Origin of the sequence: Streptomyces sp. NPDC051218, from assembly GCF_044455475.1 — a bacterium.
Lineage (GTDB): Bacteria > Actinomycetota > Actinomycetes > Streptomycetales > Streptomycetaceae > Streptomyces.
Genome location: NZ_JBITEU010000012.1, coordinates 16,083 through 30,584, shown reverse-complemented (window position 1 = coordinate 30,584; position 14,502 = coordinate 16,083). Strand labels below are relative to the sequence as shown.

Annotated in this window: 13 protein-coding genes; 9 read left to right on the top strand and 4 right to left on the bottom strand. The window is 72.0% G+C overall.

Annotation, left to right across the window (positions count from 1 at the left end; all coding sequences use genetic code 11):
* Positions 1-159: 159 nt before the first annotated feature.
* From ACIBCK_RS32245 to ACIBCK_RS32235, 3 genes are read right to left on the bottom strand one after another with little or no spacing between them, the layout of a single operon-like run.
* Positions 160-1,056 carry an aminoglycoside phosphotransferase family protein gene (locus ACIBCK_RS32245; RefSeq protein ID WP_399396010.1) on the bottom strand — a complete coding sequence of 299 codons (897 nt, stop codon included), beginning with the start codon at positions 1,054-1,056 and terminating at the stop codon, positions 160-162.
* A gap of 27 nt (positions 1,057-1,083) precedes the next feature.
* A complete protein-coding gene (locus ACIBCK_RS32240) occupies positions 1,084-1,542 on the bottom strand; it encodes a ferritin-like domain-containing protein (RefSeq protein WP_399396008.1) in 459 nt (152 codons plus the stop codon).
* Positions 1,539-2,075 (bottom strand): hypothetical protein, encoded by a 537-nt coding sequence (locus ACIBCK_RS32235; RefSeq protein WP_399396006.1) that lies wholly within the window; start codon positions 2,073-2,075, stop codon positions 1,539-1,541. Before ACIBCK_RS32235 ends, ACIBCK_RS32240 begins: the two co-directional genes overlap by 4 nt.
* A gap of 258 nt (positions 2,076-2,333) precedes the next feature.
* Between ACIBCK_RS32235 and rimP the strand changes: the two genes are divergently transcribed.
* The 9 genes from rimP (at position 2,334) to ACIBCK_RS32190 (ending at position 14,228) form a co-directional block, all read left to right on the top strand.
* Complete coding sequence (gene rimP, locus ACIBCK_RS32230) at positions 2,334-2,834, top strand: ribosome maturation factor RimP (protein WP_399396004.1); 501 nt, start codon at positions 2,334-2,336, stop codon at positions 2,832-2,834.
* 2 nt (positions 2,835-2,836) lie between these two features.
* On the top strand, positions 2,837-3,835 hold the full coding sequence (gene nusA, locus ACIBCK_RS32225) for a transcription termination factor NusA (RefSeq protein WP_399396003.1): 999 nt from the start codon (positions 2,837-2,839) through the stop codon (positions 3,833-3,835).
* A 78-nt stretch (positions 3,836-3,913) separates the two neighbouring features.
* On the top strand, positions 3,914-4,204 hold the full coding sequence (locus tag ACIBCK_RS32220; RefSeq protein WP_160507520.1) for a YlxR family protein: 291 nt from the start codon (positions 3,914-3,916) through the stop codon (positions 4,202-4,204).
* Positions 4,205-4,349: 145 nt separating this feature from the next.
* A complete protein-coding gene (infB, locus tag ACIBCK_RS32215) occupies positions 4,350-7,511 on the top strand; it encodes a translation initiation factor IF-2 (protein ID WP_399396001.1) in 3,162 nt (1,053 codons plus the stop codon).
* Between the two features lie 139 nt (positions 7,512-7,650).
* Positions 7,651-7,944, top strand: a complete 294-nt coding sequence (locus tag ACIBCK_RS32210) for a DUF503 domain-containing protein (RefSeq protein WP_367045270.1) — start codon at positions 7,651-7,653, stop codon at positions 7,942-7,944.
* Positions 7,945-7,976: 32 nt separating this feature from the next.
* Entirely contained in the window at positions 7,977-8,447 is a 471-nt protein-coding gene (rbfA, locus tag ACIBCK_RS32205) for a 30S ribosome-binding factor RbfA (RefSeq protein ID WP_399396000.1), read from the top strand.
* A complete protein-coding gene (gene truB / locus ACIBCK_RS32200; RefSeq protein WP_399395998.1) occupies positions 8,444-9,352 on the top strand; it encodes a tRNA pseudouridine(55) synthase TruB in 909 nt (302 codons plus the stop codon). Before rbfA ends, truB begins: the two co-directional genes overlap by 4 nt.
* A gap of 246 nt (positions 9,353-9,598) precedes the next feature.
* Positions 9,599-13,165: a trypsin-like peptidase domain-containing protein gene (locus tag ACIBCK_RS32195; protein ID WP_399395996.1), complete on the top strand. Its 3,567-nt coding sequence runs from the start codon at positions 9,599-9,601 to the stop codon at positions 13,163-13,165.
* 115 nt (positions 13,166-13,280) lie between these two features.
* Positions 13,281-14,228 (top strand): bifunctional riboflavin kinase/FAD synthetase, encoded by a 948-nt coding sequence (locus tag ACIBCK_RS32190; protein WP_399395995.1) that lies wholly within the window; start codon positions 13,281-13,283, stop codon positions 14,226-14,228.
* Between the two features lie 12 nt (positions 14,229-14,240).
* Here the strand turns inward: ACIBCK_RS32190 and ACIBCK_RS32185 are convergent, their stop codons facing one another.
* Positions 14,241-14,441 (bottom strand): hypothetical protein, encoded by a 201-nt coding sequence (locus ACIBCK_RS32185; protein WP_399395993.1) that lies wholly within the window; start codon positions 14,439-14,441, stop codon positions 14,241-14,243.
* Positions 14,442-14,502: the final 61 nt, after the last annotated feature.

The window sequence follows — 14,502 nt, the reverse complement described above, 5'->3', positions numbered from 1 at the left end:
CCCTTCCCGAAACCATGGGGCTCCGCCCCCTGGACCCCCGACAAGGTGTCCTCAATCGCCGGACGGGCTGAGATTCTCAGCCCGTCCGGCGATTGAGGACGAACTCGGCGAAGCCGGTGATTGCGGCACGCAGGGCTCCCGCGCCGAGGGCCCGCCCCCCTACAACCACCCCGCGAACTCCAACAACAGCTCCGCATCCTGCTCCCGCCCCACACGGCGGGCCCGGACCCCGGATTCCACCGCGCGGAACAACGTCCACCCCCGCAGCCGCTCCTGATCCACATCCAGCGACTCGGCCAGCTTCTTCACCCGGCGGCGGGTGATCGACGCCCCCGAGGGGGAGGCGATCAGGTCCTCCACGCGGTCGCGCACGAGCCGCGCCAGGTCGAAGGCGGGCTCCCCGACCACCGGGTCGGGCCCCACGGCCAGCCACGGCAACCTGTCCCCCTGAAGGACCTTGCTCTGCCGAAACGTCCCGTGCAGCAGCCGCACCTCACCCGGCGCCCCCGCGAGCAACTCGTCCCGAGCCGCCAGCGCCGCATCCACCAGCGGCGCGGCCTCCCCGTCGGCGGACCCCCGCATCGCCTCGGCCTGCCGCCCCGTCCGCTCGGCGACCGTCTCGAAACGGTGATCCGTGGGCGGCTCCACCCACAGCCGCCGCAGCGTGCCCGCCGCCTCCAGCAGGGCCTTGGCCTCGGGCAACGAACGGACCGACACATCGCGGTGCAGCCGTTCGAGGAGGAGCGCCCCGTCCGCGGCGGAGGGATCGAGCAGCCGTACGGCACCGAGCCCGTTCCAGTGCGCCAGCGCGGCCCGCTCGCTCTCGGGCCGCGACCTCGGCGGCACCAGCTTCAGGACCGCGGGCGTGCCGTCGGCCTGGCGCACCAGGACGACGAGGCTGCTGCGCCCGCCGGGCACGTGGACCCGCTCGACGGTCAACTCGCGTAGGGCGGCGGCCTGTTCAGCTGCCCCGGGCAGCTTCCCCAGCCAGTCGTCGCCGTCCTGCGCCGTCTCACCCAGGGCGGTGACGAGACGCTGGGGCGGTTCGAGAGCCATACGCGAGGTGTTCCCTTCCGGAGCGGGTCAGGCCTTGGGTGCCGAGGTGCCAGGAGTGGCGGCCCGCTCGGCGAGACCAGGGAAGGTTACGCTCCCGCCGCGCCACCGCGCCGCGCGGACCGCCGCCTCCCGCAGCGCTTCGGCGGCGCTCCCGCGCCGGGCGCCGGTGGCGGCACGTACGAGATCCGAGTAGACCCCCGCGACCCGCTCCTCCAACTGCGTGGCGAGCCGCACGGCGGCCGCGGAGTCCGGCACCGCGAACGGCAGCGCGTAGGCGGCCGCTGACGGCTCCGGCTCGCCGCCCAGGTCGCGCACGGCGCGCTGCAACTCGTCGCGCCGGGCGCGATGCGCGTCGTATGCCGTGCGCGCCTCGGCCCTGCGGTCCTCACCGATCCGGCCGCCGACGACCCCGAAGCCGTACACGGCGGCGTGCTCGGCGCCCAGCGCGGCCTGCACCGCCTGCAACTCGTCCTTGGAATCGCTCACTTGTCGCCCTCCGTCAGCAGATACGCGTGCGCGGCGCCCGCGGCCGCCACCGAGGCGAACAGCCTGGCGACCTCCGGCGGCGCGTCCAGGAGCTCGCTCCCGCGCCGCTTCGCCAGCTCCCGCTCGGCCTTGGCGAGCGCGCGCACGGCGTCCTTCTCGTCCTTGGGGACGGAGGGCTTCGCAGGGGGCGACGCGGAGGCGGAAGGGGAGGAGGGCGGGGGAGACGAGGGTGCGGACCCTTCGGCGAAGACCGCCTCGTGCCGCTTCACCTCCGTCCGCAGCGGATCGAGCCTTCCGGCCAGCGAGGGGTGCGCGGCGAGGACGGCGTCGTACCGCCCCAGCAGCTCACCGCTGTCCCGGGCGGCACGCGCACGCAGCCGCGCGGTGTCGGAAGAACGCTCGTCCGTGTCCGTGGACCCGGAGTCGGAGCAGCCCGAGAGCAGCACGGCCCCGGTGGCTCCGACGGCCCCGGTCAGCAGGCTTCTGCGGCGCGGTCCCGAGCGGGCGTGCGAAGGGGTGGGATACGACGGCACGGCAGACGTCCTCGGCAGGAAGGCCAGAAAGGCAGGCAGTCAGAAGTTCAGAAGATGGGCGAGTCGGTGATCACCGTACCTGCGGGCTGCCCTCGTACGCGTGAGCGGCTCGACGCAAGGCCGCCCGTGGCCGGACAGGAGCGGGACGAGAGCCTGACAAGGCCCGGACAGCGGCGGCAACACCCCTCGGGACCGGATACCCTTTGACCTGTCACGCGACGATCCCACAACAGCACACGCGGCCGAGGAGTCACCCGGATGAGCACCACCCAGAGCGAGAGGCTGCGAGAACTGCTGGAACCGCTCGTCAGCTCGAAGGAACTGGATCTCGAAGAGATCGAAGTGGCCTCGGTCGGACGCAAGCGGGTGCTGCGAGTCGTCATCGACTCCGACGACGGCGTGGACCTGGATCAGATCGCTGAGATCAGCCGCGAACTCTCCGAGAAGCTCGACGAGAGCGACGCGATGGGCGACGGGGAGTACACCCTCGAAGTCGGCTCCCCGGGCGCCGAGCGCCCGCTGACGGAGCACCGCCACTATCTGCGCGCCGTCGGCCGCCTCGTGAAGTTCCAGCTGACGGAGGGCGGCGACGAACTGATCGCCCGCATCCTCGACGTGGACGACGAAGGCGTGGATCTCGAAGTACCGGGCGTGAAGGGGCGCAAGCCCACCGCCCGCAGGCTCACCTTCGACGCGATCGCCAAGGCGCGCGTCGAGGTCGAGTTCAACCGCAAGGACAAGAAGGAAGAGGAGGCGTAGCCATGGACATCGACATGAGTGCCCTGCGGGGGCTGGTCCGGGAGAAGGAGATCTCCTTCGACCTGCTGGTCGAGGCGATCGAGTCGGCCCTCCTCATCGCCTACCACCGGACCGACGGAAGCTTCCGTCGCGCACGCGTGAAGCTGGACCGCGACAGCGGCCATGTGACGGTGTGGGCGACCGAGGACCCGGCCGACCTCGAAGAAGGTCAGGAGGCCAAGGAGTTCGACGACACCCCGTCCGACTTCGGCCGGATCGCCGCGACGACCGCCAAGCAGGTCATCCTGCAGCGCCTGCGCGACGCCCAGGACGACGCCACCCTCGGCGAGTACGCCGGCCGTGAGGGCGACATCGTCACCGGCGTCGTCCAGCAGGGCCGCGACCCGAAGAACGTGCTCGTCGACATCGGCAAGCTCGAGGCCATCCTGCCGGTGCAGGAGCAGGTCCCTGGCGAGGAGTACAGCCACGGTCTGCGCCTTCGTTCGTACGTCGTCCGGGTGGCGAAGGGTGTCCGTGGCCCCTCGGTCACGCTGTCCCGCACGCACCCGAACCTCGTGAAGAAGCTCTTCGCGCTCGAGGTGCCGGAGATCGCCGACGGCTCGGTCGAGATCTCGGCCATCGCCCGTGAGGCCGGCCACCGGACCAAGATCGCGGTGCGCTCGACCCGCTCGGGCCTGAACGCCAAGGGCGCCTGCATCGGCCCGATGGGCCAGCGTGTGCGCAACGTCATGGCTGAGCTCAACGGCGAGAAGATCGACATCGTCGACTGGTCGGACGACCCGGGCGAGATGGTCGCCCACGCGCTCTCCCCGGCGCGGGTCAGCAAGGTGGAGATCGTCGACCTCGCGGCCCGTTCGGCCCGGGTGACCGTGCCCGACTACCAGCTGTCCCTCGCGATCGGCAAGGAGGGCCAGAACGCCCGCCTCGCCGCGCGGCTCACGGGCTGGCGCATCGACATCCGTCCGGACACCGAGCAGCCGCAGGACGACTCGGAGTCCTGATCGGGTCCTGATCAAGACAACAACCGTTCGATTTTTGCCCCAAAGGGGTGAGGTCGATACGGGGAGGTAGACTTAATCGTGTCTGGCCGGACGCAAGCCCGCGCATGCCCTGAACGCACCTGTGTGGGGTGCCGGGAGCGAGCGGCCAAGAGCGATCTGCTGCGCATCGTGGCGAAAGAGGGCGCCTGCGCCCCCGATCCAAGCGGTACGCTGCCCGGCCGGGGTGCGTATATCCACCCCGTCCCGGTCTGTCTCGACCTGGCGGTCCGACGCAGAGCGTTCCCGAGGGCCTTCCGGGCCCCGGGCCCGCTCGACACGGCGGACTTGCGCCGAGCCGTCGAGACAGTTGCCCAGCAGGCAACACCGTAAGGAAGGTCGCGCGGAACCCCGCGCGGCCCTGGTATTCCGCGAGTTGGAAGTAGGTCGAGATTGCGATGAGCACTCGATGAGCACGCGATGAGTACGCCCATGAAGTAGCGACGGTCCGGCGTAACCCGGACCTAAAAGGAGCGAAGTGGCTAAGGTCCGGGTATACGAGCTCGCCAAGGAGTTCGGCGTAGAGAGCAAGGTCGTCATGGCCAAGCTCCAAGAACTCGGTGAATTCGTACGTTCGGCGTCCTCGACGATCGAGGCGCCCGTAGTACGCAAATTGACTGACGCATTGAACCAGGGCGGTGGCAACGGCAAGCCCGCCGCCGCCAAGCCCGGGGCGCCGCGCAAGCAGGCCGCCCCCAAGCCGGCGACGCCGTCGGCACCCTCTCCCGCGCAGGCCGCCCGTCCGGGTCCGGCCGCGCCCAAGCCGCCGGCTGCCAAGCCCGAAGCCGCGGCCGACAAGCCCGCGGCCTCTCCGGCCGCGCCCGGCCCGCGCCCGGGTCCGAAGCCGCCGACGCCCAAGCCGGCGCCGGCAGCTCCGGCTGCCCCGGCCGCGCCCGCCGCACCGGCGTCCCCGGCTCCGGCCGCCCCGGAGTTCACCGCTCCGCCGGCCGCTCCGGCCGCCTCCTCGGCGCCGGCAGGCCCCCGTCCGGGCGCTCGCCCGGGTGCCCCGAAGCCCGCGGGCCGTCCGGCCCCCGGCCAGGGTGGCCAGGGTCAGGGTCAGGGCGGTCGTGGCGACCGCGGCGACAACCGTCAGGGCGCCCCGCGTCCCGGCGGCCAGGGTGGCGCCCCGCGCCCCGGTGGCCGTCCGGCGGGTCCGCGTCCCGGCAACAACCCCTTCACCTCTGGTGGCTCCACCGGCATGGCGCGCCCGCAGGCGCCCCGTCCGGGCGGCGCCCCGCGTCCCGGCGGCCAGGGTGGCCCCGGCGGTCCCGGCGGCGCCCCGCGCCCGCAGGGCCAGGGCGGCCAGGGTGCTCCTCGTCCGCAGGGCCAGGGCGGCGCTCGCCCCAGCCCCGGCGGCATGCCTCGCCCGCAGGGTGGTGCCCCGCGTCCCGGCGGCGCCCCCGGTGGCGGCGGTAACCGTCCGAACCCGGGCATGATGCCGCAGCGTCCCGCCGCGGGCCCGCGTCCCGGTGGTGGCCCCGGCGGTGGCCGTGGTCCCGGCGGTGGCGGTCGACCCGGCGGTGGCGGCGGCGGTCGTCCCGGTGGCGGCGGCTTCGCGGGCCGTCCCGGTGGTCCCGGTGGCGGTGGCGGCGGCTTCGCCGGTCGTCCCGGTGGTCCCGGTGGCGGTGGCGGCGGCTTCGCCGGTCGTCCCGGTGGCGGCGGTGGCCGTCCCGGCTTCGGTGGCCGTCCCGGCGGTCCCGGTGCCCGTGGTGGCACGCAGGGTGCCTTCGGCCGTCCCGGCGGGCCCGCCCGTCGTGGTCGCAAGTCGAAGCGGCAGAGGCGCCAGGAGTACGAGTCGATGCAGGCTCCGTCGGTCGGCGGCGTCATGCTGCCGAGGGGCAACGGCCAGGCGGTCCGCCTGTCCCGTGGTGCCTCGCTGACCGACTTCGCCGAGAAGATCAACGCCAACCCGGCGTCGCTCGTCGGCGTGATGATGAACCTCGGCGAGATGGTCACGGCCACGCAGTCCGTGCCGGACGAGACGCTGAAGCTGCTCGCGGACGAGATGAACTTCGTCCTCGAGATCGTCAGCCCCGAGGAGGAGGACCGCGAGCTGCTCGAGTCCTTCGACATCGAGTTCGGCGAGGACGAGGGCGACGAGGAAATGCTCGTCGCGCGTCCGCCGGTCGTGACCGTCATGGGTCACGTCGACCACGGTAAGACCCGCCTTCTGGACGCGATCCGCAAGACGAACGTCATTGCGGGCGAGGCCGGCGGCATCACGCAGCACATCGGTGCGTACCAGGTCTCTTCCGAGGTCAACGGCGAAGACCGCAAGATCACCTTCATCGACACCCCCGGTCACGAGGCGTTCACCGCCATGCGTGCCCGTGGTGCGAAGTCCACCGACATCGCGATCCTCGTGGTCGCGGCGAACGACGGTGTGATGCCGCAGACGATCGAGGCGCTGAACCACGCCAAGGCGGCCGAGGTGCCGATCGTGGTCGCGGTCAACAAGATCGACGTCGAGGGTGCCGACCCGACCAAGGTGCGCGGTCAGCTCACCGAGTTCGGTCTCGTCGCCGAGGAGTACGGCGGCGACACGATGTTCGTCGACATCTCCGCCAAGCAGGGCGAGAACATCGAGTCCCTCCTGGAGGCCGTGGTCCTGACCGCGGACGCCTCGCTCGACCTGCGGGCCAACCCGGAGCAGGACGCGCAGGGTATTGCGATCGAGTCCCACCTGGACAAGGGCCGCGGCGCCGTCGCGACCGTCCTGGTCCAGCGCGGTACCCTCCGCGTCGGTGACACGATGGTGGTCGGCGACGCGTACGGCCGAGTCCGCGCGATGCTCGACGACAAGGGCGAGAACGTCACCGAGGCGGGTCCCTCGACTCCGGTCCTCGTGCTCGGTCTCACCAACGTCCCGGGTGCCGGCGACAACTTCCTGGTCGTCGACGAGGACCGTACGGCCCGTCAGATCGCCGAGAAGCGTGCCGCCCGTGAGCGCAACGTCCGCTTCGCCCGCAAGGGTGTGCGGTTCTCCCTGGAGAACCTGGACGAGGCCCTCAAGGCCGGTCTGGTGCAGGAACTCAACCTCATCATCAAGGGCGACGCGTCCGGTTCGGTGGAGGCTCTCGAGTCCTCGCTGCTCCAGCTCGACGTCGGCGAAGAGGTCGACATCCGCGTCCTGCACCGCGGCGTGGGTGCGGTCACCGAGTCGGACATCGACCTGGCGACCGGCTCCGACGCGATCGTGATCGGCTTCAACGTCCGTGCGGCCGGTCGTGCCGCGCAGATGGCCGACCGCGAAGGCGTGGACGTCCGGTACTACTCGGTCATCTACCAGGCGATCGAAGAGATCGAAGCGGCCCTCAAGGGCATGCTCAAGCCGGAGTACGAAGAGGTCGAGCTCGGCACGGCGGAGATCCGCGAGATCTTCCGCTCGTCCAAGCTGGGCAACATCGCCGGTGTTCTTGTCCGGTCGGGCGAGGTCAAGCGCAACACCAAGGCGCGCCTCATCCGCGACGGCAAGGTCATCGCGGAGAGCCTCAACATCTCCGGTCTGCGCCGCTTCAAGGACGACGTCACCGAGATCCGCGAAGGGTTCGAGGGCGGTATCAACCTCGGCAACTTCAACGACATCAAGATCGACGACGTCATCGCGACGTACGAGATGCGCGAGAAGCCTCGCGGCTGATCAACGCAGCTCGAACCGGGGCCGGTCGAGGGGAGGTAAATCCCGTCGATCGGCCCCGGCCGTTCCGTGTACGGTTCTTGTGTCCCTGCCAAGCGGTTGGCGGGGCACGACCCCGAACCGGCGGGACATCCGGACACACATGTATGTGGGGACACTGTCCTTCGATCTGCTCCTCGGCGACGTTCACTCGCTGAAGGAGAAACGCTCCGTCGTCCGCCCGATCGTCGCCGAACTCATCCGTAAGCACGGAGTGAGCGCGGCGGAGACCGGAAACCAGGACCTCCATCGCAGGGCCGAGATCGGCCTGGCGCTGGTCTCCGGGGAGACGGGGCACCTCACCGACGTACTGGACCGGTGCGAGCGCATGGTCGCCGCCCGTCCCGAGGTGGAGCTGCTCTCCGTTCGACGCAGGCTCCACGGCGACGAAGACTGATTGCACAGCAAGGCGAAGAAGGAGACGGAGCAGTGGCCGACAACGCGCGGGCGAAAAGGCTGGCGGACCTCATCCGAGAGGTGGTTGCCCAGAAGCTGCAGCGCGGGATCAAGGACCCGCGGCTCGGTACGCATGTGACCATCACGGACACCCGGGTCACGGGTGACCTGCGGGAGGCGACCGTCTTCTACACGGTCTACGGGGACGACGAGGACCGCGCGGCGGCTGCCGCCGGTCTGGAGAGCGCCAAGGGCGTCCTCCGTTCCGCGGTCGGCGCGGCCGCGGGCGTGAAGTTCACCCCGAGTCTCACCTTCGTGGCGGATGCGCTGCCGGACAACGCCAAGGCCATCGAGGACCTCCTCGACAAGGCCCGGATGTCGGACGAGAAGGTGCGCGAGGTGTCCGCGGGCGCCGAGTTCGCCGGCGGGGCCGACCCGTACCGCAAGCCGGAGGACGAGTCCGCCGACGACGCAGAAGAAACGGACGGCGACGCCCGCGCATGAGCAACACCGGCAACAAGACGCCGGACGGACTTGTCATCGTCGACAAGCCGTCCGGCTTCACTTCGCATGACGTGGTCGCCAAGATGCGGGGGATCGCCAAGACCCGCCGCGTCGGCCACGCGGGCACCCTGGACCCCATGGCGACGGGCGTCCTCGTCCTCGGGGTGGAGCGGGCGACCAAGCTCCTCGGCCATCTCGCGCTGACGGAGAAGGAGTACCTGGGGACCATCCGCCTCGGGCAGAACACGGTCACGGACGACGCCGAGGGCGAGATCACCTCGTCCGCAGATGCCTCGGGGATCAAGCGGGACGCCATCGACGCGGGCATCGCCAAGCTCTCCGGCGACATCATGCAGGTGCCGTCGAAGGTCAGCGCCATCAAGATCGACGGCAAGCGGTCGTACGCGCGAGCGCGCGAGGGCGAGGACTTCGAGATCCCCGCCCGGCCGGTGAAGATCTCCGCCTTCACCGTCTACGACGTCAGGGACGCCGTCGCCGACGACGGCACCCCCGTACTCGACCTGGTCGTCTCCGTCGTCTGCTCCTCGGGGACGTACATCCGCGCCCTCGCCCGTGACCTCGGCGCGGACCTCGGGGTCGGCGGTCATCTGACCGCGCTGCGGCGCACCCGCGTCGGGCCGTACAAGCTGGACGCGGCGAAGACCATCGACCAGCTCCAGGAGGAGCTGACGGTGATGCCGGTGGCGGACGCGGCCGATGCGGCGTTCCCGCGCTGGGACGTGGACGAGAAGCGGGCGAAGCTGCTGCTCAACGGCGTGCGGATCGAGATGCCGGGGGAGTACGCCGGGGTCGGCGCCGTCGCCGTCTTCGATCCGGAGGGCCGGTTCCTGGTCCTGGCCGAGGAGCTGAAGGGCAAGGCCAAGAGCCTGGCCGTCTTCGCTTGAGACCCGGCTCCCGTACTCGGGATCTCCGTCGTGGAGCGGCGGACAGCGTGCGCATGGCCGCGCGCCGCTCCACGACGAAACCCCCCACCCCTAGATGTATCCACCGCGCCCTGCTGATTCACCCCATCGGGCAGGCGCTCGGAGTGAACCGAGGGAGCAGAAGGGGGCGCGTTCCCGACGCGTTCTGTCCAGCTGATCACCACCGACCTACCGTCGAAAGGACGGGGCGTCGCGGGAGGTTCGGGCATGGCGGGACAGGGCGACCCGGCGGCGCTCGACGGCGCCCTCGTGCGGGTCTGCGATCTGGCCGGGCGCCCACGGGGAATGGGGTTCGCCGCCGACGACCACGGCACGGTCATCACCAGCCATGAAGCCGTCGACGGCCTGGCGCGGATCGTGCTGCACGCGGCGGGGGAACGCGTCTGCGTGGTGAGCGCCGACGCCGTGGTGGCCCTGCCCGAGGCCGATCTGGCCCTCGTCCGTACGGAGGGTCTCGACTTGCGGCCCCTGCCCGTCACGGTCCGCGAGAGCGTTCCCGTCGGCTCCTATGTACGTATCGTCGCGCGCGGCCGGCGTGAGGCGCGTGTCCTTGGCCCGACTCCCGTGACGTACACCGCGACGGACCGCTTCCACCTCATCGACTCGGCCATGGAACTGGCGATCGGCACGGACGGCGCCGACGCGCTGCGGCTCGGCGGCGGAGCCGCGGGCGGCCCGGTCGTCGACGCCTCGACCGGGGCCGTGCTCGCCGTCCTCGGCACCGCCCTGCACGGCGAGCACCGCGCCGCGGGATTCGCGCTGCCGCTGCGGGACGCTGCCGCCGCCGATCCGGGCGGGCCCCTCGCCGAGCTCCTGGCACACAACGCGGCGACCGTGCCCGCGTACGGCCGCGATCTGAACCTGGCGGGCGCGCTGCACCTGGCGGCGACGTCCGTGGGCTCCGACGGCCCGCGCCCCGCCCTCCTGGAACCGGTGGAACGCCCGGATACGACACGGGAGTTGGACCGGTTCGTGTCGGGGCCCGCGCAGGTGCTCGGCCTGGTCGGCGACCCCGGCACCGGACGGACGACGGAACTCGCCGCCCTCGCGGCGTGCCGCGCGCGAGGCGCCGAACCGGCCCCCACGCTGTGGCTGCGCGGCGCCGACCTCCAGGGCACGGACACGGGCGTGGGCGACGCGGTGGAGCGGGCTCTTGAGCGGGCCGGGCGGATCCTGGAGGCCTCGCAGGCCTCGCAGTCCTCGCAGCCCTCGCAGTCCTCGGAGGAATCGCTCGCCGAGGCGGACGACGGGCTCGGGGACATCTCCGCGGGGCGGGTCGCGCGGCTCGTGCGGGACGAGGGGCGGGCGTTGCTGCTGTTGCTCGACGGCCCCGAGGAGATGCCGCCGGTCCTCGCTCACCGCCTCGCCGAGTGGAGCAGGGGGACGGCCGAGTGGCTGCGGGAGACGGGTGCGCGGCTCGTCGTCGGCTGCCGCGCCGAGTACTGGGAGCAGGCCGGGGAGCGCTTTCCCGCCGAGCTCCTCCAGGGCAGCGTGCACCTGGGGGATCTGCCCGAGCCGCAGGCGCGGATCGCCCGCGCGCGGTACGGCATCCCGGACGGCGCGCTCGCCGCCGCCGACGCGCGACACCCCCTCGCCCTGCGGCTGCTCGCCGAGGTGCGGGCGGCCCTGCCGGAGGAGCCGCCGCCGGGCCGCCCCGACCGGGAGGAGATCTTCGAGGCCTATCTGGACGTGCTGTGCCTACGGGTGGCGGTGCGGCTCGCGGCGGCGAACGGGCTGCGGGGCACGGCTGTACGACGCCTCGCGGCGAAGGTGTCCGGGCAGGTGCACGAGGCTGCTCGGCGGTGCCTGGGGCCGGGGCAGGGGGAGCTGGACCGGGCGTCCTTCGAGGAGGTGTTCCCGTGGGGGACCGGCTGGGCCTCCGCGGTCCTCACGGAGGGCCTGCTCGTCCCTGCCGGGGATGGCTACCGCTTCGCGCACGAGGAGCTCGCGGACTGGATCCAGGGGATGCACCTGGATGTGGACGGAGCGCTGTGGTCACTGGTCTTCCGGCACGACCCGACGCCCACGTCACTGCCGGTACCGAGACACCGGATCGGCCCGGTGGTGCAGGCGCTACTGCTGTTGGGGCGGCAGCGGGGAGCGGGGGAACTGGGGGCGCGGTTGGGGGAGTTGAGTGAGGCGGGGGAGACGCGGGGTAATCGGGTGGGTGGGTGGGAAACACGCCGCGAAGCGGCGCATGCGGTGGCGTCGGCGGATGAGACGCGGGGTAATCGGGTGGGTGGGTGGGAAACACGCCGCGAAGCGGCGAAAGGCGGACCGCCGGGTGAGGGCGCAGCCACGCCCGAGGCAAAGGGCCGACCGTCGGGTGCGAGCGAGATCGGGGTGGAGGCCAGGGGCCAGGAGGACGCACGGTGGTGGGCCAAGCGCCTCCAGGAGGAGACCCTCTCCCGGGTGCCCGACGCGAAGCCCTACCTCGCGCTCCTCAAGGACCTCGCCCGGCAGGGCACGTACCCCGCCGCGTTCTGGCTCAATCTGCCCCTCAGCGACGACGACCGCTTCGACCTCCTACGGGAAGCAGTGATCACCGACCCCCCGCCCGGCCCCCCGCAGCGGCACCGCTGCCTGGACGCGGTGGCCGAACTGCTGGCGGAAGACCCCGCACGAACGCAGCCCCAACTGACCCGGTGGTTCACCGACGAGCGCCCCCTCGAAGCCACCCCGCACGCCACCGTCGCATCGGCCGCCCAGGCCCTCCTGTACACCCACCGGCACCGCGCCATCGACGACCTCATCGAGATCCTGGTGGACTGCGCACACCCCCGCGCCGACGAACTGCTCGCCGCCCTCGCGGACGAGGAGCCATCGGCCATCTGCCGGGCCGTCGACCGCTGGGTCCACGATCCCCGCCCCGCGCGCCATGTCGCCGCCGTCGCCTACGGCCTGCGCGCCGCCCCGCACGCCACCACGGACGCCGACCGCAGGCTCCTGCGGTACACGGCCCTCGCCCTGCTGGCCACCGCCGACGACTCCCTGCACGGCGCCGCCCTCGCCCTCCTCGTACGGGACCCGCAGACCCGCGCACGTCACCTGCCGACCGCCCTGAAGCGCTTCACCGCCGGTGACCCGCAGCTGCCCCCGAGCGCGCTCGCCGCCGCTCTCGACACCCATCCGGAGCAGGTCATCGCCGCCTTCCGGACCCGGCTGTACGGCCCCGGCCCCGCCCCCGGCGAGGTGCTGCGAGGCCTGGCCGACGTGACCGCGCCCGTGCTCGCCCGGCGGGTGGCCGATCTCGTACGCGACGTGCTGGAGCTGCGCCCGGACCTGGCGGGGCATGTGGCCGCGTACCTCGACCTGCGGCTGGAGCAGGGGCCCGCCGCACGCGCCGTACTCTTCCCGCTGGTCACAGACCTGCTGCTGCGCCGCCCGCCGTCGGTACGCGCCGCGCTCGCCACAGCCGTCGCCGCCCCCGGAAGCGACGCCTCGCGCGCCCTGCGCACCGAGCTCCTGGAGGTGCTGCTCACCCATGAGCGGGAGCCCGAGGTCCTGGACGCCGCGCTCTGCGCCGTGGCGGGCGGCGGCGACAAGGAACGGGTCCGTGAACTGGTGCACCGCATCGGCGCGCTGCTCGTGCGCACCCCGGAGGGCGCGACCTGCTTCGACCGGCGCCTGGTCGAGCTGGCCCGCTCCGTGCCCGGCTTCTCCGCACGGGTCGCCCGGTGGATCTGCGCGGCCCCCCAGGACTGGTCCGCCCTGGTCGGTCCCAGCTCCCGCCGCATGATCGAGAACCTCGCGGGAGTAAGCGTCCCGGCGTGACCCCCGCCACCCCCTCCGATGCGATCCGGACAGCGCGGGCATGGCAGTCTTAGACCTGCGCAATCGGCAATGGGACGTACACACACGTACACAGGTTCGGCGAGGAGCAAAGACAGTGCAGCGCTGGCGTGGCTTGGAGGACATCCCCCAGGACTGGGGGCGCAGCGTCGTCACCATCGGTTCCTACGACGGCGTACACCGCGGGCACCAGCTGATCATCGGCCGCGCGGTCGAACGCGCCCGTGAGCTCGGCGTGCCCGCCGTGGTCGTCACCTTCGACCCGCACCCCTCCGAGGTCGTGCGCCCCGGCAGCCACCCGCCGCTGCTCGCGCCGCACCACCGGCGCGCCGAACTCATGGCGGAACTCGGCGTGGACGCGCTCCTCATCCTGCCGTTCACCACGGAGTTCTCGAAGCTCTCGCCGGCCGACTTCGTCGTGAAGGTCCTGGTCGACAAGTTGCACGCGCGTCTGGTCGTCGAGGGCCCCAACTTCCGCTTCGGCCACAAGGCCGCGGGCAATGTCGCCTTCCTGACCGAGCTCGGCGCCACGTACGACTACGAGGTCGATGTCATCGACCTGTTCGTGAGCGGTTCGGCCGGGGGCGGCGAGCCCTTCTCCTCCACTCTCACCCGGCGCCTGGTCGCCGAGGGCGACGTGGAGGGCGCCTCGGAGATCCTCGGCCGCCCGCACCGCGTCGAGGGCGTCGTCGTACGGGGCGCGCAGCGCGGGCGTGAACTGGGCTTCCCCACCGCCAACGTGGAGACGCTGCCGCACACCGCCATCCCCGCCGACGGCGTCTACGCGGGGTGGCTGCACGCCCAGGGCGAGGCGATGCCCGCGGCGATCTCCGTCGGGACGAACCCGCAGTTCGACGGGACGGAGCGGACGGTCGAGGCGTACGCGATCGACCGCGTCGGTCTCGACCTGTACGGGCTGCACGTGGCGGTGGACTTCCTCGCCTTCGTGCGCGGGCAGGCGAAGTTCGACTCGATCGACTCGCTACTCGTCGCCATCGCGGATGACGTGAAGAAGGCCCGGGAGCTCATCGAGGCCGCCGAGTAGGGGACTTCCCCTCTAGCGGAGGGTGGGCAGGCCGATGTTGTTGATCAGCGGGCCTTCCACGCTGACTCCTTCGGTGATCAGCGATTCGATGTGGGGCAGCGGTGGAGGGTTGGCCGCCTCCCGCTCGGCCGCCGATGCCGGGGTGGCGAGCGCGATGAAGGACAACGCGACGGCTGCGAGCAGGACGAGGTTCCGGACGCGGAGATGACGCATGTGGTCTCTGCTTTCTTCCGGTCAACGGGGCCTGGTTGGCCCACACGGGGGACGCGCGGAC